Consider the following 22,057-nt stretch of genomic DNA (forward strand, 5'->3'; position numbering starts at 1 on the left):
CTCGTGTTCACGGGCAGCACGTCTCGCTCCACTAGGTCAATCGCCCGGTTGCCCGGCTCGGAACACTAGAGCAGGCGCCTGAGAAAACCTGGGAATACGCCCGGAAACCAGTCCCCTCGCATCAGCCACGATCCAAGTCCGCCGGCATCTGGCTCCTAGGCACGAAAAAGAGCGTTGATGGAGCTCCAACGCGAAGGTCGGTTCGCGCATTTCCATCAACTTCTTTCTCACGCCTCAATGGCCGGTAGCAACCTCCAGCTATCGAGTCAGATTTCGGCTTTGTGCCGCACACTCATTTCTTCAATGATCCGCTTCGACGTCGAAAGTACAATCAAGTCGACAGGAGTCTCAACTCTACAAGGGTAAGCGAGGGATATAGAATAGGTCGCTAAACCTATACGAAGGTTTGGAAGATACGCGAGACTTGCGCGGTTATTCCGGCGCCAACAGAAGTCGGTCTCACAAATGCATACTAGCGGCCACTGCCGATTCTGACCGTCTGCGACAATCAAACGTGAGCCGCGCGACGAGCGGCCGATCCCACGACCACATCGGCAACGCTCGCGATCAGCACTGTTGCCAGCGCCGGCTCGACGCGTCCAGCTGTTTTTCTCATCGCGCTTGATCGATGCTAGGCAATGATGCGTCGCTCGAACTCCTGGATTCGGGTCTTCAGGGTCCGCAACTGACCGCCGAGAGCTGCAAGATATGAGCGGACCACCTCCGGGAGCCGGCGGTCAGCTGGATCAGCGACTACTTCCAGATTAACTGCTCGACACTCAGGCAACTGACCGGAGCGACAAAGCCGAACTCAGAAAGATAGGCGCGATTGAATTGAAACGCAGTCTGCTGGCGGATGAAGAGATATCGCGCGCGATGAAGCGTCAGACCGATCTGTTGCTCGGCGATCTCGGTCGGCATGAACTGCATGTTGGCCCCTTTGACCGGACTCACAAATCGCTTCTCGTCCCTGCTGTCGTCTTCATAAGGGGCAAGTCCCATGAATTGTGCTCATCGAACACGCCGCAGCCCAGAAACCGGATTGTCTCGAGATAGAACAACCAGAAGAGTTGTTTCTCCAGGAAGCATTCGAGCTTCATTAGGCAGGTGCGTACGATGTGGCAACTGATGAAGAATCGGCGGTCAAAGCGCGCTCGATAGCTCATCACTTCGGATCCACACTGGGCTTGGAGGCAGGCAATCGCAGTTTGGTCTGCCGAGGACCGCTCCAGACAGCGATACTGCTCCAGGCGATTGCCAGGCGAGTGAGTCGCGGTTGCAAGGCCGCTGCCGAGAGAATTCCTGCGCCGTGACTGGCGGCGCGTTCGTGGCGCGAGGCCTAGCGGCGGCTTTGCGAACTTACACCGCGCTTGCGTCGCTGCCATTACGCAGGATCCGCGTCCGATCGGGCGTATCGAGCGTTAGGCTACCGCTCGCCGCGCGCGACACGCAGGTGCAGAGCTTGCTGTTCGTCGCCCGCTCTTCACTGCTGAAGAACACGTCACGATGATTGACCTCGGCCGACGCCTCTAAGATCGGCAGCACGCAGAGGCCGCATTCTCCGCGCCGACAACCAAAGATCATGTCGACGCCAGCATCTTCGAGCGCCTCGAGCATGGAGCGATTGGCAGGAACGTCAATTTCGAGACTCAATCGGGGAATCCTAATCTTGAACGACGTGTCTGCAATGTTGCTCGCATGGCCGAACATCTCATAGCGAAGGTGCGCTTCGGGTCGGGCCGCCTCGCGCCACAGGCGCTTGACGGTCTGCAACATCCCGAACGGGCCACACATATAGAGCTCGCCACGCGCGTCGAGTTGGGCAATTTCGTCGGCAATGTCGATGCGTTGCCCCTCTTCACTTATGAAGATCCGAAGGCGTTCACCGATATAGCGGGCAAGGTCGTCCGCGAGGACTAGGTCGCGACGGCTGCGCACGGCATAGAGCAGACGAAAATTCGCGTCCGCTTGCTTCAGCGCCAGCGCCATAGGGTAGACCGGCGTGATACCGATGCCGCCGGCCAGCAGCAAATATTCCGGCCGGCCGTAGCTCAATTCGAAGCTGTTCCTTGGCTGGGAGACCGTGAGCCGCTCACCCGCCTTGAGGCGCCACATGCCGACAGATCCGCCGCGGCTCGATGCGAGGCGCTTGACGGCGATGCGATAGAGCCCGTCCGCCGAATGGCTCACCAACGAATAGCTGCGAACCTGCAGCCGACCGTCGATTGGCACGAGGACGTCGATATGACTGCCGGGCGTTGCCGTCATCAACAGGCGGTCTGGAGCGACGTCGAAGAGCCTGACGTCAGGCGTGAGTTCGCGCGTGGCACAAAGGCGTGCGCTAGTCCATTCGATCGGCTTGGCCATCATTTTTCGCTCACTCGGACGCAACGTTTGCAATGACATTGGCCTGTTCGTTGGTCATCATCCGGTCGATCAATCGTCGTGCCCATAGGGCGCCGGCATCGATGTTCAGGTCATAGAAGGGCTTGCGCGGGTTCTTGTCGATGGCGGCCTGCTGTGCCTCCAATACTCTGTGATCCTGATCGTAGACGCCTGCCCCCCCATTGACGTGGGCAAGCTGAAGCTCTTTCGTCAGCTGCGCATCATCCTTCCGATAATCTCGGACGAAGTTCCAGAAATAGTGGCAGGTTGCCTCAGTTTCGGGCGTGATCGCCGCCAAAAACGCACCACTGACGCCCTGCGAGCGGTCGCCTTGCGGAGCTCCCGTATTTGTCAGTGCCACCCCGACGTCACCAACGACCACCGAGGGTGCCTGGAAGGTCACGACCTGCCAGCGATCGACACGGCCCGGCCGAGCAAGCTGGCGCGCCCAGAACGGAGGCGCCTCGATGTCGATCATCCAGCGCGTCATCGTTGCGGTGTCATCGGTGTGTGTCACATCGAAGGGCGCGGCTGTGATCGCCTCGTCGCCGATGCTGCCGGCGTGCACGTAGGTCTCGTGTGTGAGATCCATGAGGTTGTCGATCACCAGGCGATAATCGCATTTCAGCTGATAGAACGTGCCGCCCGCTCCGACCCATTGCTTTCCGTCGTTCCAATGGAAATCCGGAATTTTGGCAGGGTCCGCGAGCGCTGGATCCCCAGGCCACAGCCATACCAGGCGATGCCGCTCAGCGACCGGATAGGCGCGCACACAGGCTGACGGATTGATCGACTTTTGCGCGGGCATGTAGGAGCAGCGCCCGGCCGAACTGAAGACCAGCCCGTGATAGCCGCACATGACGTCGTCGCCCTTCAGGTGTCCGAGAGACAATGGGAGCAGCCGGTGCCAACAGGCATCCTCTAGCGCTGTGATGAGGCCGTCGATGCGGCGGTAGAGCACGATTTTCTGGCCGCAGATGGTGCGAGCGGACAGCTCTCTGGCGATCTCGTGGGACCACGCGGCCGCGTACCAGGCGTTGAGCGGAAAAGGTTTGGCTGCGTTCATGGGGCAGCTATCTCCAAGGTTTTGGCGATGATCACGAGCCCGCCGTCTAAATTCCCATTTTCGAGCAGATTGCGTTGGCAATAGCTCTCGGACAATCGGACAGAGTTGATATCCGTTATCTACTCTTTCGATAGGGTGTTGCAGTTTTCCGCCAGGAGGATCCTGAAGAGATGGCAAAGAACTGGGATCCACTTGCGATTGATTTTGGCGCGATCCGTACCTTGCGCCTGGTCTCGGAACTGGGTTCGTTTTCGAAAGCCGCCAACGCGCTTGGCACGAACCAATCGACGATCAGCTACACGATCGACCGGCTGCGCGCGGCGTTCAACGACAAGCTATTCGTGCGCCAGCGCGGCGGCATCGCGCCAACGCCGCGATGCGCTGAAATCGTCGAATGTGCCAGCCGCATGCTCGAAGCCTACGAGTGCCTAGTGCAGCCTACGAATTTCGATCCGGCCAGCGCGTCCGGGCGGGTCACGATCGCCTGCAATTATTACGAACGCTCGATCATTCTGCCGCGCGCCATCGCGGAGGTCAGGCGCCTGGCGCCGCGACTGGTGTTGGAAATCAAGACGGCGCGGGCCAAAGGCACGGCGTGTCTGAAAAGCGGTGAAGCCGATCTTCTCGTCGGGCCTTACGACGTGCATGAGGAGAGCTTCTATCATCGCTACCTGCTGGACGACCACTATGTATGCGTCATGCATCGCGGCCATCGGCTCGCCGGCAGAGGGCTGCGGGTGAATGACTATGTCAACGCGAGCCACGCTGTCGTCACCTATGGCGGCACCTGGCGGTCAGGGTACCTCAGAGAACTCGATGAACGTGGTTTATCGCTCACCCAGGTGGTCGCGATACCGAGCATTTCCGATCTCACGCACATTCTCCCCGCAACGGATCTGATTTCGACGGTGCCAAGCCGCATCGCTTCGAACATCGCCGAATCAGTCGTCGCGAGATCGTGTCCCTTCCCCGAGCCGTTTCAGATAGGCATGACCTGGACAAACCGGACCCATCATTCCGCCGCCCACCGGTGGCTGAGACAACTCATCGGCCGAATTGCCCACAGTTTGCCGTACAAGACCGCTCCCGCCGCGCCCTCTGGGCGCAGCAGCGCCAATGCCAGAGTTTTGAAGCGCCGTCCCGCGGGACGTGGGCGTATTAGTCCCAGATGACCGCCAAGGCGCAGAAAAGCTCGTGGTCCTAAGAAAAATGGCGAGGTCGGACTTGTAAAGGATTTGCAGCCGTCGTGTTGCATTGGAGTTGTCTTGCAAGGCGGCGGCCTTGACGTACCAAACCACCGCCTCCCGCTGGTCGGGAGCGACGCCGTCCCCATTTTCAAACGAGTCTGCCAAGTTTAGCTGGCCAAATTCGTCTCCCGCTTCCGCGGATTTCTTGAGCCAGACAAAAGACTTTGCGTAGTCCTTTGAGACGCCGAAGCCTCGAAAATACATGATGCCGAGAATATTCTGCGCCTTGGGATCACCTCTCTCTGCTGCCGCCTCGGCAAAACGCTTCGCGGCATCCGCTTCCGTCGCATCATGGAGAATCTCTGCCAGAAAATAGAGGTCTCCTATCGCTTCAATTGACCCACCCGCTGCGGCAGACTCAATTAGGGCGAATCCGGCTTTCTTCCCTAGCGGACCGCCACGGAGTATCAGCAGCCAAGCTGCCTCATCTCTATCATCATCCGTAGCGCCGGCTGGGTTTTCCAATCCCGTTCGATTACTTGCTTATCATCATCCGTCATCCGCGACAGGACCTCGATCGGGAGGTCGTTAAGTTGGAAGACTGAAGCCGCCGCCCGCAGCGTCCTCACTTCAAGGTTGTTGCACAAAGCTACCTCGATGAGCGGATCAGCAACATTCCTGAGTTCGCGAACGCGAGAGCGGGTCGGCGCGGCCCTTGCGGGCTCCAAAGGGTTTAGTCAGCTCGTGGCGGCTCATGCGACATCGATGGCCGGAAACCGAGCGATGGCGTTCGCCTTAGTGGTCACTTCACCATACCCCTCTGAGACATTGCGCGGCGCATGTCCCGGAATGGCATCCAGCACGCACATCTCAACGCCCTGATCAATGCCGACAGTCTTGAAGCGTTGGCGTCAGCCGTTGCTCGGATCAACGTTATTATCCTTCACCACCTCACGCACGAACTCATTGACCTTGTTACGCGCCGTCTTCACAGACGTTTCGGATGCCCAGCTTCCGGCCAAGGGGCAATGAACAGATAGCGTCCTAGATCTCTGGAAAGCCTGTTCGGGCGAGTTTCCCATGCAAAATAACGTCTCTGGCTTCGTCACGACCACAACCGGCACCGCCGCAAATGCGCATTCGCCTCCATGCCGCGCTCGAAAAACCCGTTCCCAATGAACATAGTTTTCGCGCGTCACCGCCGGAAGCAGAAGTTGGGTTAGCGGCAGTGGTTTGCAATTTTTGGCCATGCTTTCCTCCTAATGTGAACTAGTTCATATTCTCGCTCTCTAGCGAGCACTACCTTTGCTCGTACTAAGTCGGACGCGCTTCTTCCGGAGGGAAGATATGAGTATGTGCGGACGGACTATATCCAGCATCCAGAATGCGATCCACACCACATTAATAGCTGCAGCGGTTGCGTCGCTCTGCACCGGATCAGCATTTGCGCAATCCCCAACAGCCTCCCAAATTCGAAAGCAACAAGAAGCCCTGATTTGGACGACCTACTACGAGGGCCTTGTTGACGGAAAAGTCGGTGAAGGCACGCTTGCGGCTATTAAGAATTTCCAGGCTAGCATCGGGCATCCAGTAACAGGCCAGCTGACTTCACTGGAAGAAGACCAACTTCTGCGGGAAGGGCGAGCTCGTCGTACTCAAGCGGGGTTTAAGCAGTTTACAGACAATGCAGCAGGGGTATCAGTCGGTATTCCCTTGGGCTTGGTGCAGGGACCAACAGAGACGAAATGGGGCAACCACTGGTACAGCAAGAAAAATGGGCTCGTTGTTGAGACCCTGCGGTTCGGGACCGAAGTGTCGCTCAAAGAGCTCTTTGATAGGCTCCTCAGAATCAATGACAGGAAGGTCGCATATCAGCGCTTCGTTGAAAACGCTTGGTTCGTGATTGCTGCATTTGAGGGGAAAGCCGCTGTCTATGTCCGCGCCGATGTCGTAACGCCAACGAACCAGCCATCAGAGATACGCGGATTTTCCGTTTGGATGAGCAAGGATCGGCCTCCCGAGTACCAAGCAATTCCTCCAGCGATGCTCTCTAGCTTTAGATCCAACACCGACCGAAAGAATGACGCTTCGTCGAGTGAAACGGTTGGCAGGGCTCCACCTACCGTTGTGAATCCGCCTCCTGTTGTGATTCAAACGAGCAAATCCGCGGTCAGCGTTTTGGATTGCTATAAGGGACTTGGAGATTGTCCGGCGGCTATGACCCCCGCTCCGGTTGCCGCGTTTAAGTAGTATTGAGCCGCAGCATTAAGAGATATCGCCATGTGTGTTGCATGCTCGCGACGCGCCCTGATCGTCGGGTCGATTTCGATCCTGATGTCAAGCCAAACCGCTTCCCATGCGATCGATAGCACTCGCGTTGCCTGCGTTTCTCAAAGTCCGCCGTCCGATTACAATGACATGAAATCCAAATCGGGTGATCCGGCCTTTGATCGAGCGCTGATAGCAGAATTGAAGCGCATCATCACGGTGATTCCCATCGACCCTGGCTTCAAGTTTGTCAACGCCAGGAACGCAGGGGCCACGCCTGAGACTATCGTCCATGGAACAAAGGGGACTGTTTTAATCGGACTCAGGTTGGTTAATGAGCTTCTCAAGCCGAGCCAAGGAGGCATCACGGTAGCCTGCGTGTTAGCACACGAGTGCGGTCACATATTCCAGTTCTTCTCGGCTGAGAGATATTATGATCGTTTGAGCGGCTCAACGGAACGTTTGCGCGAGCTTCATGCAGACGTCCTCGCCGGATACTATTTGGCTAAAAAAATGGGATCCGATCCCGGCGCTATGCGCGATGTACTGAGAGCATTCATTGCCTTGGGCGCTTACGAGAACGCGTCGCCGGATGACCATGGATCTCCGGGGCAGCGATGTGCGGCCTTGGATAAGGGATATACGTTGTCATTAGGTGGGCAAACGTTCGAGGCTTCAGCGCGCGAGGGAGCGTCTTATGTGCAAGGACTATAGAAAGAATTCAGCCCAACTCCTTTTGGCCATGGGCACGTGGAGTTGCCTGATTTCACCAAGTGCCTGCGAGGAATCTATACCTCCTCCACCCATACTCCAGAATCCCCTGAGTTCAGGGGCTACTCTCGCTGGATTCTTTTCGTCGAAGACTCCTTACGAGTTTTGGTTGACTTGCTTGATCGGCATTCTTGGCCTGGCGATTATCTGCGCACTTATCTTTACACTACGGAAAGCTACCAATGCTCGGCCTGACGACATTGCCCGCCCGGTAATCATTCTTACGGTCATCACCGGGACTCTCATCTTGGTGACAGTCGGCTACAGCAATGAACAGATTGCACCCGCCTTTGGACTGTTCGGAACGATCATCGGGTACATGCTCGGCCGTTTTGCCCAATCTGCGGCTGCTCCTGACCCAAGTGATTCTCAACAAAGCACTGCTCCCCCATCATCGGGAAAGCGTCCGAATACCGAAGAAGTTAGGAGCGCAGCATGAAGGTCAGCGCGAGGATTCCGGCCTACTTTCTGCTCGCAATAGGACTGGTGACGCATGCCGTCGCTGGGGATTCTGCAACGCCGAGGCCGCCGATCGGTCCTCGGGAAGGAGGAATAGCTCAGTTAGCTCCTCCGTCTCTTATTTTGAACTCCCCACCTAAGCCTGGTGATATTCGCATCAGGAATCCCGGTCCTTACACCTTAGTGTTTTCTTACTGGAACGGGCAGTCTGCATGGCAAACCCTATCGATTGAACCTAAGCAGTCGATAGACTTTTCGTGTGCAAAATGCGGTGAGATGGTTTCGGTCTCGTACCACGATGGAAAGGAGAATAAGACGGTCAAGACAACAACTGGCCGTACCTACCTATTTTGGCCTGGACAGGCGAATGCCTGGGTTTTGGTTTTAGCGTCTTCCGCATCCGAGTAGCTGTGTTCGAGTCGAATGCCCTGCTCTCGTTTCGGTCTGTGCGTAGCCGATGCACTAGATTACTTATTCGTATACTGCTGCCGCCCAGCCATCAGCTCGTCGATGAGCGTACCGATATCCAGCTGCTGCGCGGCTCGCAAATGCCCCCTCGTTCTGCCAACTTTGCGCGGTTTAGTCGTTCTCTGTTCGGCATCCTCGTTGGCTCCCCTTGCGCCGCCTGCACCTCTGCTCAAAATCCATCAGATCGTGACCTCTAGGGTGCTCTGACGGAGTCCATGGAGTGGGTGCCGCCCAGAAGCTCGGCGAACACCTCACGTTCAAGCTCCTCCAGGTCGAGGACCGGAGGTACATCCCCAGAAGCGTTGTGCGGCGAAAGTGCGCTGACGGCTTCATCAAACAGTTTGCTCACTTGTACGCCGCCCGGTGGTCCCGACTCTTTGCTTCTTTCAAATCCTTAGTCTGGAGAGACCGAACAAGTTCGCGTTTGAAACGCCCAGTCTTGGTATTGATCAAATCGCCAAAACCATCCCGCATATGAGGCGGTACTGACTTCTCAGCCAGAGCTTCAGGGAGCCTTTTTCGGAACTCGTAGGTGCCGGATGCTCGCCGCTACATGTAGGTCGAAACCGCCATTGTGGACCACCTTTGTGGGCTACGCTTGTGTAGCAGGCGGCTTCTCTAAGCTCATGATTGCTTAGAGTTTTCAGCTCTTCAATGACTTAGGATTGGCTGGCGCTCCCTAGGGGAGACGATGGGCGCTCCAAGAAAGCCTTTTAAAATCAGCACAAATCGGCTTGGCTGCTTCACCATTGCTACCACTACCTGCTACCACCTTCAATGGCTCATCGTTGGGCCGTCATGCTGACCACCCATCTTTAATCGACTTGTTATTCTGCTCGCCTCGCGAGCCGCCCTCGCGATTTCCGCACTGGCGGAAGCTGCCGGGGTTTGAAAGGGCTCCAAGATTAGGTGTTTCATGAAGCCGGAAATGTCTCATCCGAAGACAGATCCTTTTCCATACGAGCAGACGGTAAAGTTCGCGACCCCTTTGGCGATGCGCCACAAATTGGGCTTAAGGCAGGAGCCGAGGTAACTCCTAGATAGGTCAAATGAAACAGCGGGTCCTTCCCTGACTTATTGCATCACCAAGGAGTTTGTGCGCGGCGGGTTGGGATGCGACCGTCTTGGACACTGCGATCCCATGTCACCCTTCAACCTTATCGTTGAGGTTGCAATACTTGGCCGCCAAGAGATATGATCGAAGAATTTCAAGAAGCCGATATGCAATAGAGCGACACGCTCTGACGGGTTGGATGCATGCTAAATCGCCGCATCATCACGATGTATATCGCGTCGAGCTCTGACCCAAGCGTGGCAGTTAGTGCGGGTCATGAGGCTTCCGGCAGGCCGTCCTTTGCCGCATTTGACGAGAAGGACCCAGCGCTATCTACACTTCGTCGGCAGAATAAAGTCAGAATGGAAGCGCCTAGCTTTGGGATAAAACTTATCCAGCCGCGGAAGTTCTCGAAGTCTTCGAATCCCTCCGCGCCGCCTATTAGCTGGGGCATTGAAGCGACAGCAGCAAGCCGGTCTCCGTTTGATGGTAGTGGCATTACCGTCGCAATCCTCGATACGGGAATAGATCGTTGCCATCCCGCATTTGAAGGTATTGATATTTGCGAAAAGGACTTCACGGGCGAGGGCGCGGGCGATGCAAATGGACATGGCACTCATTGCGCGGGCACCATTTGTGGACGAGATGTCAACGGAACGCGGATAGGCATAGCACGTGGCATAAAAAAGCTTTTGGTTGGAAAGGTTTTGGGGCAATCGGGATCGGGATCAACCGAAGCAATCTTCGACGCATTGCAGTAGGCGGTGACGAACAAAGCCAACATTATTTCGATGTCTCTGGGACTGGATTTCCCCGGAGTTCAGGCCGCTCTTGTCGAAGCTAAATATCCTACCAAGGTCGCCACTTCTCTCGCTCTTGAGGGTTATCGCAACAACGTCCGCTTGTTCGACAAAGTCGCTGAATTGGTGAATTCTGGCGAGTTCTTAAACAGAAGAGCGCTAATAGTGGCCGCCACAGGCAATGACAGCCGCCGCGATGTATCGAGCAATTATATTATTGCAAAAGGCCCGCCGGCTGCCGCCGATGGGATACTTGCAGTCGGCGCTGTGCAGAAAACCGGCAATAAGGACCGGCCTTACAAAGTAGCATCCTTTTCGAATTCAAAAGCCGGAATCGCTGCTCCGGGTGTTGGAATTTGGTCAGCGGCAATTGAAGGAGGCCTGAAAGCGCTATCCGGGACAAGCATGGCAACGCCTCACGTTGCGGGGATAGCTGCCTTGTGGGCCCAAAAATCGTTACAGGATAACGACGGCGACCTGGCCATCGGAGATGTTCTCGATAACCTCCGATTTTATGCACAAAGGAGCGAGGAGTTCGCGAACGACGACGTTGGAAGAGGCCTCGTGCAGGCGCCAACGTAGGCTTCGATTATCCTCCTAATCGATCAGCTCATTTCGAAGACGCATCATTACTTTCATACTCTGGTGGCGTTTTGGATAACACGAAGGTCTCTTGGATAGCAGTATTGGTCGATCTACATGGCCGTCCGCACGGAATGGCATTCCTGGTTGATTCGGATACGGCAATCACCTGCGCGCATGTAGTCAACGAGACGCTCGGACGAGGCCTAGCATCTCTCGACAAGCCCAAGCCTGAAGACCGCGTGACCCTCCGCTTCTACTCGAAGGACGAGCGAAAAGCTTCGGTCAAAGAATGGTATCCGCCGGGCAATGATACGGAATGCAACGACATTTGCATTTTGCGGCTAGCTGCCTCGGCTCCTCAAAGAATTGCGGCGCCTCGCATGTCAGAGGCCAAGAAGGGCCTTCCATTTGCGGCATATCGTTGCACTGCACTGGACAGCCCGTTCGAAGTGGCCAAGGGAATTATTGATGAAGGTGTTGATGGCGGCTATTTCCAGATTGAGCCGTCGGGATCTAGCCCTTTTCTTCGCCCGGGCTTTAGTGGCAGTCCAGCTGTATCTCAAAGAACGTCAGCTATTCTCGGCATGGTGGCAAGAGTAACGCCTGAAAGTAATATCGGCCACATCATCGGCGCCCAAGCCATTCAGAGAGTCTATCCTACCGCTCGCTTAACTGCGGAAGGGCTAAGTGGACCGTATAATTTGCGGCGCATCGCTCTACAAGCAATCGTGCCTTTGGTATTGATCGCAGCGGTTTATGGCATCCTTCAATATTTGGACATGCGGCATCAGGTGACAGTGCTGTCCTGCAGATCAGACATACAGCCGCTGATAGAACGAGGCAATTCAACCCTATCACTGTTCAATCAACAAAAGGACGGTTCGTCGAAACAGGAAGCGACACTGCAACGGGTCCGCTTCATGATCAAAGCTCTTGAGGGAAAGGTGTCGCTCAAGAACGCCGAAAGTAATCTGTCTGATTTGGACGGGGAACTTGCGGGAATGTTGAGCGATTTATCGAAAGACCTATCTCGAATAAAAGATAGTATGGGGCAAGCCCAACGTGATCTTGAGGCAGCCCAAAAGGAACTGAGGCTTTGCGGAGTAATCCGATGAAGGGTCTCGTTGGCGTCCTCCTGCTATTAATTTGTTGCGGTTCAGCCAAGGCGCAAGAATTTATAGAAAGGTTCGGCTTCCAAGTCCCGACGCAAGGTTACTTTCGGTCCTGCAGCACCTCGCAAGAGTGCAACCCTTCTCGGGACTGCAGCCAGACGACAGACTGTTCGATGCCAGTAGCTAATTGTCGACAATGCATCGCGAAGTTTCCCGGTGGAAAAATTTGCATCAATGATCCCGCTTGCGAAGCTTCAAATGCTGCAAGGAGGACTACCTGCGAGTATCAAAAGACCAGCGCCAGGTTGCAGTGCGAAGCCGAAAAGTCGGTAAACAAATTAGCTTGCGAGGCAAACAAGACAACTGCGCTTACTCAATGTCAGACGACGAAGGAACAAGAACAGGCGGCCGCCCAACCCTTCGTCGCCAGCTTTAGTGCCGTGATAAAGCTCGAGGGTCGCCCATGGGTTCTGCCGACAAATGTCAGGCAGATTGTGGAAGAAGTGTTGGGGGGAGGCGATCTGTCATCGCTAAGATTCTTCAGGGAACAACCGACGGGTTTTGCTAACTCAATCCAAGCATGGTTGCAGTATGGAGGCGGCCTGATTGACGAAAAGGCACTTCCAAAAGTGGCTTGGATTCAATTCACTGGAGCGCAGAGCTTTAGCAACACGACCGTTCTAAAGCCATTCGAGGAGCTTTCAATCGGGGAGGCTTTCCGATCCGCCATTGTCTATAAGCTATTCCAAATGCGCCCCGAGGAACTAGCTCAATTAAAGGCTTCAGATTTCGATTTCCAGACATTTATTAATCGAGCGCGAAATCAAATTTGTCAGGGCGAAAAGATTGTCGACAAGAAAATTGATTGCGATCAGATCGTGTCCTTGGTGCGAGAATAATTAGCACGTTGTGTTCGGTAGCTTCGTGCAGCTTTCGTTTGAAGAAACTCCCCTGAAGCGACACCATCGAGCATGCTTTACATAGCAACTAGCTCGGTGCCGTGGTGTTTTGTGGCGGAGACAAAGTGCGGTGCACGAAGCCACTGAATCTCAGCGCTTCTAGAGCCGCTCGCGCTCCCTAGGGAGACGAAGCGCGACACAGGAAGATACTGAAAAACAAGCACAACTCGGCTTTACGTATCTCTCCGGCGGCGGCCGCCTTGTGTAGTTTGAGAGGCGGCCCGAGGATTTGACCAATGTATGGTCCGGCCGCGCGTTGCGAGAAGATTCGTCGAATTGGCGGCGACGGTCTTGCATCAATGTATCCGGCCTGATTGGAGCGTTGTGCTCCGGGCCATCATGGATATCAGCGCGCGTGCGTTCTGATTAGTCTACAGGCCTCGAACGGGCCATTAAGGTCATCAGTGTTCGCACACGCTCGGAAGACCGATCCTCCATTTTGTCTTGTCTTCTCGCAGACCTCGGCTGGAGACCGTTGATGCGGCTATGTCATCGCCTGCTCCTGATATTGCGTAGTTCCTTTGTTCGGATTAAAGGGCCGTTCCTTTGTCCCGGCCCGCAGAACGTCGATCGCGTCGCGCACAGGTGCGGTCAAGGCCGGCCGTCGCTCTTGGCTTACGGCTGACTGGACGTCGCCAGGCCGCGCCTTGACAGCGCCGAGCACGGCGCGAGGATCAGGCAGGTCGGGCGTCTGCATCGCCGATCCTCGTCATCTCGAAGGCGCGTCCTTTGGCCAGCACCGCCCAGGCGATGCGGGCAAGTTTGTTAGCGAGCGCGATTGCGAGCACATTGTGGTGTAGCCGCTTCTTGGCGGTTTCGATCCAGGACGTAAACCCGTAACGTTCCCAGTTTTTTATTCTGACCAGCACGACCCATGCCGCTTGCACGAATAAAACGCGCAGGTAGCGATTGCCACGCCTCGAGACTTTGCCAAGGATCGTACGGTCTCCCGTCGAGATCTGTTTGGGCACCAGTCCAAGCCAGGCGCCGAAGTCGCGGCCTTTGGAGAATAGGTCTCCAGTGCCGATCGCGGCCACCATGGCGCTCGAAATAATTGGCCCGATGCCAGGCACCGTCATCAGGCGCGAGCATGCCTGATCTTGACGGGCAAGAGTTTCGATCTCTTCAGATAGGCCATTGATGCGCTGATCCAGGCGGCGCCAATCGACTGCCAACTCCTCGATGACACGCAACATGCGTGGCGATAACGTAAGCGACATGACCCTTGCAGTCCTCCACGACATTCGGACGGCTACACAGGATTAGCTTTTCCGAGCGCGAGAACGAAGGGTCCCCTTTCGCCACTTGGGCCCAAACCGAACGAGTTGGCGGGCTGACTCAAGTTCCTTGAGATAAAGCCGCTGCCGTTGCCCGGCTGACAGCAGCAGTAACTCGCACACTGGGAGTCAGGGGGCCTGATCGGGCGGCGGAAAGAGCACGATAGCTGATATCCCAAACTTCTCGGGACAATTCGCGCCCTGTATGGAAATATAGGGACTGCGCCCCTTGAGCAACCTATCGACCTCCACCTCACCGTAATTCAGTCGGGCCATGTAGGTGTTGAGGCTCTTCCCAGAGGCATCCGCACGGGCCAACAGTTGTTCGATGATGTCTCTATCGGGGTGGCGCTGCTCCCAATCCACAGCCAAGTCGATGTCACCTACTTCGGGGGCTTCACTCGCATATGATCCGAACGCGCGCACCCGCTTGACCCGGAAGACAAGCTCGTCTCGCGCATTGATTTCAGCAACACGCTCCAGCATCTGTGTGACTAGGTCGTCCGCCCTCGCCCGCGGAATCCTCTTTACGAAGCGGGCCACGCATAGCCGGGAGCCGAGTTTCGTAACCGAGTAGCCTGACTTCGATGCTGATCTATCTTGTTCTGCTCTTGGCTCGGCAAATCCCGCGTCGACGATGGCTCGTGTGACCAACTCGGCTTGAGTTCTAGGGACACCAAGCTCAGTCTCCACCTCGGCAACGGTGAAGCTTGCGCCGTTCCGATAGTGGCGAAGGAAATTGCGGATTTCGATCAGCGGAATTCCCGCTACCTTATCAAGCTTGTTGACTTCCACAGCCTTAGTTACCCCTTTCAACTCCACCGCCAGGATCAGCAGCGGGTTCGATTTTAGAGTCGTAGCCATGCATGGTCAAAAGAGCCAAGAGGTTCGGACCGTCCATCAAGGTTAGCAGCTTGTTTGTCGCTTATTCATATGCAAGCCGCTGCCGCGAACCGCCCAATCCCCGCGAAAACCGAAGGTCCTTAACGAGACCGAGTTGCGACCACAGGCCACCTCCCGATGCCCGCAAGAGACTCTACGAGAGTCACTTGTGCGATTGCTCGCACGCGGGTGGACCTGCTCAGGCTGGGCCAAACAAGTCCCTCGGGCTTCCTATGGGCCTCCACGGGGTTAGAGAGACGCACGCCGGCTGAATACGCCCCACCGCTTTGTTACGCTCGCCCCAGTCACATTAATGCCACATCCGGAACCTGTGTCGCCGTCTCCGCGAAATCTGTGGTGTCGTGGCTCTACAGGACTCTGAGGAGTCCGCTGGTGGCCGTTTGGGGCGCCGCCACCCAAGTCGCCGCACGCCTCCACAGGCGATTCCCGAGTCACCGTCAGGCCCTACAGGTCGATCCAGCACAAGGCCGGACGACCTCGACTGCCCAAGGGGCCGTGCGGAGGCCTCCCTGAGCCGAGAGACCCGCCAGCCTCAACATTTGTTCTACGTTAGGCCTGTCCCTGAGGCTGGGAATAGAGGCGACCGCCCTTATTCCATTGGTAACCCTTGGTGTACCCGTGAAACATTCGTATCCACCCGAGGTGCTTAATCGTCGGAGGTGTAAGCGTCTGCTTAGCGAAGAACGCGTTCAGTTCGGCGACATCACTCCGCAGCTTTGCGACCCTCGGTGTGTTCGGTGTCGGCATGGAAGGCTGGGTCAGCCTGATCAGCTCGGAAGGCATCACGAACTCGAACTTGAAGTTTTCGAGCACGTTGGCTCGAGTGATGCCGTGCTCCGCAGCAATCTCCAAGAGCTTCGTCGTGGCCCGATAGCGGCAGCGCTCATCCCATGCCAGCGTCTTGGCGTACACGTATTCCGCCATCCGCTTTATCTCGGCATCATTGAGGGTGTCGCGGAGCGGCGCCTTTGGTTGCTTTGGCTCCCGCTTGATCAGCGCTTCAGCTTCTCGCAGCGTACGGTCCAAATCTGCAAGGACGTGCACCGCCCTTCGACTGACCTCGCGCCGGTCTTTCGTTCCGAGAGACTTCTTGAGATAGGCTTGCTTGTTCTTCTTGGCGCCTACCACGCGCGCCACGGCGACCTCAAGCTTCTGTGGCACCTTCCGTTGAACGCACCAGACACCAGCAGAATTCTTGATCAGATAAGGCATCGCGCGCATCAAAAGCTACCATCATTTGCTACCAGTCAAGGGTAGCAAAGCTTTTGATTTGTGGATGTTTCTGAAATCTCAACGCTTCTAGAGCCGCTGGCGCTCCCTAGGGGAATCGATCCCCTGTTTCGGCCTTGAGACGGCGGCAGTCGTGTCCCTGGTGCCGCGGAGTGATGGAAACGTCGGGCTGATGGGAAAACGAGCGTGGCGCCATTTACCGATGCCGCCAAGGGATCACCTTTGATCTGGTTCGCGACCGATCTCGCGGGGCGGCCACACGAAATCGTCGGCAGCGACGACTTCGGATGAAGCAGGCCAACCTCCCCTCCCGACGAGTTAACGGCGCCGCACTCATGAAAGTTGGGCGCCGTCGCTTGCATTTCTACGGTCGCGGCGACGAAGGGTCGGGAATGCAGGCTCGCCGAGCCGAAGCTTCGCCGATCAATAAAGGCTCGTCGTGAGTCCCGCGCGAACTCTTTGCAAGAGGGTTTCGTCCTTGCCGTTCCGGATCGTGACGGTCGCGGTCAGGCCGGATACAAGTGGGACTGTGGGCGGCACCACCTTGTCGATCGCAATCCGGACCGGCACGCGCTGCGCCAAACGCACCCAGGTGTAAACTCGATCGACGTTGGGCAACCCCCTGCGAGGAGGCGGCTGCGTTAGATGTGGCCTATGATTGGCGTGGAGTAGCCCATCAGTGTTGCCTCGGCGCGGTCACCAACGCACAGCAGTGCCGGTTTCGTCTCTTCGAAATAGCCGTCAATCCGCCATCCTTTGCTGGAGAGTGGCCTTGTTCGCACCCAGCGCGACAAAAATCGAAGGGGTCGATGATTTACAAAATGTCACCCTTGTGGACGAATTGGTTGTCTACAATTCGCAAATCCCTGATTTGACCGGAAATCGCGACGCTCTCAAAGTGCCGACCAAATAGGCGGTCGTGCGCAATCCTCTGCCCCCCGGCCCGAAGGTCCTCGAAACAGCAGTCCTTGAGCATCTGGGAAAGCCCTAGAAACTGTGGGCGTCCAAGCCAGCTTTTGACGCAAGACAAGGCAGACCTTCGATCAACCTCCGCTAAGCTGCTGGAGAAATGCGGGGCAGCCTTATTATTCTCCGATTGGGGGAGTTGATGAGCCACCTCGTTGAAGAGGTCGATCGTGGGCAATGGACGCTATTGCACCCATGGCCTTATTGACGATCAAAGTGCTGGGTTCTCGTCGCAGACGTCGTCATCGACAATCGCACGCCACCCCGCCCCTTCAAGATCATCGTACTGGCCACTCTTGAGCGACCAAAGGAATGCGACAAGGCCGAGCAGGCCGAGCGCCAGCGCCAGCGGAACCAAGATTACCAGAATTTCCATTAGCTCAACTCCTTCACACCGCGATGCGCGCGAAGGGCGTTCAGTATTACCAGCAGGGATGAGCCCGACATCGCCGCAGCAGCAACCAGCGGCGCCGCCAGGCCCGCAATCGCTATTGGCACAACAAGGAAGTTGTATCCCACGGCCAGCCATAGATTTTGCCGCATCAGCCGGAGCGCCTTGCGCGAAAAGCCGATAGCAGCGACCACGGGAACTAGGCGGTCGCCAAGGAAAACCAGATCGGCCGTGGCCTGGCTCAAATGGGTGGCACTCACAGGAGACATAGACACATGCGCGGCCGCCAGCGCTGGCGCATCGTTCATGCCGTCGCCTACCATCATGACCTTCAAGCCCTGCCGCTTCAGCTCATCGATCCGCGCGATCTTGTCGGCGGGTGTGACACCGGCGCGCCATTCGTGAATTCCGAGTGACTGAGCAGCGTGTCGCACCGCTGTCTCACGATCGCCGGAGAGAATCTCAACGGCGACCCCCGCTCGTGCAAGCGCCGTCACCGCGGTGGCTGCATCCGCGCGCATGCGTTGTCGGACCGCGAAGACATGGCAGACCTCCCCATGACGGAAGGCAACGACGGAGGCTTCGGGATCCCTGCACAGGATTTCGTTGGCAGGGCGATCCGCGCCGCAGAACGGAGGCCGGCCCAGCTTGACCTCAAGCTCGCCGACATAGCCCCGCACGCCTTGACCTGCGACTTCCTCAATCCCGGCTAACGGATTCTTTGCACCCGACGCCCGGGCGACCGCGGCAGCGACCGGATGATGGCTGGAAAGAGCGACACGGCCGGCCAGCGCGAATTCGGCTTCCGAAATTTCCACCGCATTGGTGACGTCGAGCTCAGGCAAGGTGAGCGTTCCCGTCTTGTCGAATACGACCCTGTCGACTTCGGCCAGCCGTTCGATAGCATCACCCGAATTGAGCAGCACGCCGGAGCGGAACAGGGCGCCCGAGACCACAGTCTGCACCGCAGGTATCGTCAGTCCCAGTGCACAGGGGCAAGTGATGATGAGAACCGCGATCGCCGTGACGATGGCGTCGTGCCAACTGGCGCCGAATGCCACCCAACCCAGCATGGTCAGAAGTGCCGCCGCATGCACGACGGGGGCATAGAGCCGCGACGCCCGGTCGGCGAGCTGCACATATCGGGATCGCGCCTGTACGGCGTTCTCAAGCAGTCGGCTGATTTCGGCCAGCAACGTGCCCTCGGATGCCGCGGACACCCGCACGCGCAATGCACCGGAAAGGTTGAGCGTCCCCGCATAGACAGCGGTACCCGAATTGGCCTTCACCGGCAATGTTTCGCCGGTGATCAGGCTTTGGTCGATCTTGGACTCTCCCTCGATCACGGAGCCATCGACGGCCGAGCGCTCACCGGGACGCAGCAAGACGACATCTCCGGCCTGCACCGCGGCAATCGGTACTTCGCTGATCTCGTCCGCGCCGACAAATTTTGTCGCCGTTTCCGCTTTCAGCGCCGCGAGGTTTCCGGCGACCGCGCGCGTCTTGCGGCGCATGCTCTGGTCCAAGTAGCGGCCGGCGAGCAAGAAGGCGAGCAGCATCAGCGCCGCGTCGAAATAGGCGTGCTCGGCATGGTGGATGGTTTCAACCACCGACATCGCAAGCGCCAGCACGATACCGATACTGATTGGTACGTCCATGTTCGTGCTGCGCGCCCGCAGCGCGCGTAAGGCTGACCCGAAGAACGGCTGTCCCGCATAGGCTATCGCCGGCAATGCAATCAGCGCCGACAGCCAGTGGAAGAAGTCGCGCTGCTCCGGGATCATGTCGGTGACGTTGCCGGACCATACCGGAACCGACAGCATCATCACGTTCATCGCGCCAAAGGCGGCGACGCCGAGGCAACGCAGCAGAAAAGTCGCCTGCTCAGTCTCGAGCGCTTCGGCACGGAGTTGTTCGAACGGATAAGCTTTGTAACCGAGTTCAGCCAACCGATCGATGAAGCGGGTCGGATCGTGTGCCCCTTGCTTCCATTCCAACGCTACTCGACGGTCGGTTAAATTGACGCGCGCCAGCGTGACATCCGGAAGCGCGGAAAGACCGCGTTCGATCTTGGACATGCAGCCGGCACAACTCACGCCTTCGACCGCAAGATCGATATGCGACACCCCGGAATCCAGGTCCCTGACATAGTGTGAAAAGTCTCGCGCCGCCTGCATGACGTTGCCTTCCTAGTTCAGTAGAACGCGATTCTTCGACAGGAACATCCGCTGCCCTGCAGAAACCCCCTCGAGCACCAGATCCCATTGCCCCGGCGCAATCGCCCGCGCGCTTCCCCGATAGATGCCGATCTCCACCTCGGCGAGGGTCACAGGCAAATCGGCGCGCCGGTCGGTGGGCCGTTCGAACCGCCCCTGAAACGTCAACCCCGACATCGGCCGGCCGCTGCTATCGCGCGCTTCGATCTGCAGCGTCGCGCCGCCCAGGCCGCTGCGCTCAACATGCGCATCGACTTTCCAGTTACGCGCGTTCTGATCGCGGGCCGCCGTGATCTGCTTTTCATAGGCGAGGCTTGCGCTATAGGCGCTGTCGACCTCGGTGCCCGGTAGCGTCTGGATGGCAAACCGCATCATGACGAGGTTGACTCCGACCACGACGCCAAAGAACGCGACCAGCATGAAAAACACCTTGCGTCCGGTGAAAGCCTTGGGTGCCTGCGACTCGTTCATCTGAAATCCCTTCCGGACCTCATGGCGTCACGAAATTATCGGTGGCGGATGCCACATCGCCGAGGCCAACATCAGTGACGCGGAAATGTACCGGGACCGACCTCTCTGGATTGCTTGAGGCAGGCGCCGTAACCAGCAACCGCAACTCAGTGGTCTGATCGCGCCCCAGCATGATCATCGGCCGCTCCGGGGTCACGGAATCGACGCCGACGACATGGACCGTTGCGTTAACCGGGCCGTCAATATCGATCGCTATGACGCGGTCGAAGCCCCGCTTGTTCAACAGGCGAACCGTATAAGCATTGCGGATCGACCCGTCACTCAGCTTCACAGTGATTGGATTGCGGTCGTGCAGCACGTTGACGTCGAGCAGCGATCGCGTCAGTAGCGCATAGAGCATCAACGCGCCAACGCTGGCGATCATGGCCGAGTAGACGATCGTGCGCGGCCGCACGATGCGATAAACCGGCGGCTTGCCGGCCTGACGGCGCTGAATATTGATATCGTTGTCATATCCGATCAGGCGGGTTTCCCGGCCGATCTTTTTCATCACGGTATCGCAAGCGTCGATGCACAGGCCGCACTGGATGCAATCGAGCTGCGCGCCGTCGCGAATATCGATCCCGGTTGGACAAACTGCAACGCACTGGTAGCAATCGATGCAGTCACCGACCGGTTCGCCAAGCGCGCGTAACTCATTCGCCTTCTTCAGCGACGTGCGCCTTTCGCCGCGATCATATTTGTAAGTGACGTTGAGCGCCCATTCATCGGTTAGTGCGGCCTGTATGCGCGGCCATGGGCACATGTAGACGCAGACCTGTTCGCGCATGAAGCCGGCGAGCAGATAGGTCGTCGCCGTCAGGATAGTGATGCAGATGTAGGCCAGCATGGGCGCCTGGAACGTCACCAGCTGTTTCACCAGAGTCGGCGCGTCGTTGAAATAGAGCACCCAGGCGCCGCCGGTCCACCACGAGATCATCAGCCAGAGCGAATGCTTCAACAGGATCTCGGCAAAACGGTCCAGCTTCATCGTGCCCCTGGCCGCGTCCTTGCGCATGCGCTCGCGGCGGTCACCCTCGATCAGCCGCTCGAGGGCGTAGAACAGGTCGGTCCATACCGTCTGCGGGCAGAGATATCCGCACCAGATGCGGCCGCCCAGCGAGTTCATCAGGAACAGCGTGATCGCAGCGGTGATTAGCAGCCCGGTGAAGTAGTAGACTTCCTGCGGCCATAGCTCGATGAAGAAGAAATAGAAGCGGCTGTTCGGCAAGTCGACCAGCACCGCCTGGTCGGGCACACCGAGGCCGCGATTCCAGCGCACGAACGGCAGAAAGTAGTAGACGCCGAGACAAAATGCCATCACCCCCCATTTTATCCAACGAAAAGTACCCGAAACGCTTTGCGGAAAGACCTTCTTCTGCGCCACATAAAGCGGCCCATCGTCTTCAAGCAGCAGGTCGGCAGGTTTCGCGGGCTTGTTCATCGTTGC

The 22,057-nt window shown here is 57.3% G+C and carries 18 protein-coding genes and 5 pseudogenes; 7 read left to right on the forward strand and 16 right to left on the reverse strand.

Annotated elements, in window-relative coordinates; all coding sequences use genetic code 11:
• Window positions 1–753: 753 nt before the first annotated feature.
• The 3 genes from NLM27_RS27335 to NLM27_RS27345 all read right to left on the reverse strand — a co-directional run bounded on the left by NLM27_RS27335 (window position 754) and on the right by NLM27_RS27345 (window position 3,451).
• Window positions 754–1,002: a hypothetical protein gene (locus NLM27_RS27335; RefSeq protein ID WP_254146240.1), complete on the reverse strand. Its 249-nt coding sequence runs from the start codon at window positions 1,000–1,002 to the stop codon at window positions 754–756.
• A gap of 357 nt (window positions 1,003–1,359) precedes the next feature.
• On the reverse strand, window positions 1,360–2,370 hold the full coding sequence (locus NLM27_RS27340; RefSeq protein WP_254146241.1) for a PDR/VanB family oxidoreductase: 1,011 nt from the start codon (window positions 2,368–2,370) through the stop codon (window positions 1,360–1,362).
• Window positions 2,371–2,377: 7 nt separating this feature from the next.
• Complete coding sequence (locus NLM27_RS27345) at window positions 2,378–3,451, reverse strand: aromatic ring-hydroxylating dioxygenase subunit alpha (RefSeq protein ID WP_254148946.1); 1,074 nt, start codon at window positions 3,449–3,451, stop codon at window positions 2,378–2,380.
• Window positions 3,452–3,621: 170 nt separating this feature from the next.
• Here NLM27_RS27345 and NLM27_RS27350 point away from each other — a divergent pair, with 170 nt between their 5' ends.
• Entirely contained in the window at window positions 3,622–4,623 is a 1,002-nt protein-coding gene (locus NLM27_RS27350) for a LysR family transcriptional regulator (protein WP_254146242.1), read from the forward strand.
• A 105-nt stretch (window positions 4,624–4,728) separates the two neighbouring features.
• On the opposite strand, the pseudogene NLM27_RS44165 reads toward NLM27_RS27350, so the two are convergent.
• Window positions 4,729–5,163 (reverse strand): annotated as a pseudogene (locus NLM27_RS44165) (tetratricopeptide repeat protein); the annotation flags it as partial.
• A 386-nt stretch (window positions 5,164–5,549) separates the two neighbouring features.
• A complete protein-coding gene (locus NLM27_RS27355) occupies window positions 5,550–5,888 on the reverse strand; it encodes a hypothetical protein (protein WP_254146243.1) in 339 nt (112 codons plus the stop codon).
• 97 nt (window positions 5,889–5,985) lie between these two features.
• Between NLM27_RS27355 and NLM27_RS27360 the strand changes: the two genes are divergently transcribed.
• The 3 genes from NLM27_RS27360 (at window position 5,986) to NLM27_RS27370 (ending at window position 8,116) form a co-directional block, all read left to right on the forward strand.
• Window positions 5,986–6,888, forward strand: a complete 903-nt coding sequence (locus tag NLM27_RS27360) for a peptidoglycan-binding protein (RefSeq protein WP_254146244.1) — start codon at window positions 5,986–5,988, stop codon at window positions 6,886–6,888.
• A gap of 168 nt (window positions 6,889–7,056) precedes the next feature.
• Window positions 7,057–7,620, forward strand: a complete 564-nt coding sequence (locus tag NLM27_RS27365) for a hypothetical protein (protein WP_254146245.1) — start codon at window positions 7,057–7,059, stop codon at window positions 7,618–7,620.
• Between the two features lie 175 nt (window positions 7,621–7,795).
• A complete protein-coding gene (locus NLM27_RS27370; RefSeq protein ID WP_254146246.1) occupies window positions 7,796–8,116 on the forward strand; it encodes a hypothetical protein in 321 nt (106 codons plus the stop codon).
• 681 nt (window positions 8,117–8,797) lie between these two features.
• On the opposite strand, the gene NLM27_RS27375 is transcribed toward NLM27_RS27370, so the two are convergent.
• Window positions 8,798–8,953 carry a hypothetical protein gene (locus tag NLM27_RS27375; RefSeq protein WP_254146247.1) on the reverse strand — a complete coding sequence of 52 codons (156 nt, stop codon included), beginning with the start codon at window positions 8,951–8,953 and terminating at the stop codon, window positions 8,798–8,800.
• Window positions 8,950–9,138: pseudogene (locus tag NLM27_RS43855) on the reverse strand (DUF6538 domain-containing protein); the annotation flags it as partial. The pseudogene NLM27_RS43855 and the gene NLM27_RS27375, both read right to left, overlap by 4 nt.
• 882 nt (window positions 9,139–10,020) lie before the next feature.
• Between NLM27_RS43855 and NLM27_RS27380 the strand changes: the two are divergent.
• The 3 genes and pseudogenes from NLM27_RS27380 to NLM27_RS27390 all read left to right on the forward strand — a co-directional run bounded on the left by NLM27_RS27380 (window position 10,021) and on the right by NLM27_RS27390 (window position 13,054).
• Window positions 10,021–11,040, forward strand: a pseudogene (locus NLM27_RS27380) (S8 family serine peptidase).
• 104 nt (window positions 11,041–11,144) lie between these two features.
• On the forward strand, window positions 11,145–12,158 hold the full coding sequence (locus tag NLM27_RS27385; RefSeq protein ID WP_254146248.1) for a serine protease: 1,014 nt from the start codon (window positions 11,145–11,147) through the stop codon (window positions 12,156–12,158).
• Entirely contained in the window at window positions 12,155–13,054 is a 900-nt protein-coding gene (locus NLM27_RS27390) for a hypothetical protein (RefSeq protein ID WP_254146249.1), read from the forward strand. The genes NLM27_RS27385 and NLM27_RS27390 overlap by 4 nt, the downstream gene beginning before the upstream one ends.
• 734 nt (window positions 13,055–13,788) lie before the next feature.
• Here NLM27_RS27390 and NLM27_RS27395 read toward each other — a convergent pair.
• The 9 genes and pseudogenes from NLM27_RS27395 to ccoG all read right to left on the reverse strand — a co-directional run.
• Window positions 13,789–14,322, reverse strand: a pseudogene (locus NLM27_RS27395) (IS110 family transposase); the annotation flags it as partial.
• Between the two features lie 198 nt (window positions 14,323–14,520).
• Window positions 14,521–15,255 (reverse strand): hypothetical protein, encoded by a 735-nt coding sequence (locus NLM27_RS27400; protein WP_254146250.1) that lies wholly within the window; start codon window positions 15,253–15,255, stop codon window positions 14,521–14,523.
• Window positions 15,256–15,843: 588 nt separating this feature from the next.
• Window positions 15,844–16,506 (reverse strand): DUF6538 domain-containing protein, encoded by a 663-nt coding sequence (locus NLM27_RS27405; protein WP_254146251.1) that lies wholly within the window; start codon window positions 16,504–16,506, stop codon window positions 15,844–15,846.
• Between the two features lie 441 nt (window positions 16,507–16,947).
• Window positions 16,948–17,297, reverse strand: a pseudogene (locus NLM27_RS44170) (HlyD family secretion protein); the annotation flags it as partial.
• 41 nt (window positions 17,298–17,338) lie between these two features.
• Complete coding sequence (locus NLM27_RS44175) at window positions 17,339–17,500, reverse strand: biotin/lipoyl-binding protein (RefSeq protein WP_375142328.1); 162 nt, start codon at window positions 17,498–17,500, stop codon at window positions 17,339–17,341.
• 201 nt (window positions 17,501–17,701) lie between these two features.
• Complete coding sequence (gene ccoS / locus NLM27_RS27415; RefSeq protein WP_254146253.1) at window positions 17,702–17,866, reverse strand: cbb3-type cytochrome oxidase assembly protein CcoS; 165 nt, start codon at window positions 17,864–17,866, stop codon at window positions 17,702–17,704.
• Window positions 17,866–20,058: a heavy metal translocating P-type ATPase gene (locus NLM27_RS27420; protein ID WP_254146254.1), complete on the reverse strand. Its 2,193-nt coding sequence runs from the start codon at window positions 20,056–20,058 to the stop codon at window positions 17,866–17,868. Before NLM27_RS27420 ends, ccoS begins: the two co-directional genes overlap by 1 nt.
• Window positions 20,059–20,070: 12 nt before the next feature.
• Window positions 20,071–20,568, reverse strand: coding sequence for a FixH family protein (locus NLM27_RS27425; RefSeq protein WP_256570030.1), 498 nt, complete (start codon window positions 20,566–20,568; stop codon window positions 20,071–20,073).
• Between the two features lie 19 nt (window positions 20,569–20,587).
• Window positions 20,588–22,051 (reverse strand): cytochrome c oxidase accessory protein CcoG, encoded by a 1,464-nt coding sequence (gene ccoG, locus NLM27_RS27430; RefSeq protein WP_254146255.1) that lies wholly within the window; start codon window positions 22,049–22,051, stop codon window positions 20,588–20,590.
• Between the last annotated feature and the right edge of the window lie 6 nt (window positions 22,052–22,057).

The organism is Bradyrhizobium sp. CCGB12 (assembly GCF_024199845.1).
Classification (GTDB): Bacteria; Pseudomonadota; Alphaproteobacteria; order Rhizobiales; family Xanthobacteraceae; genus Bradyrhizobium.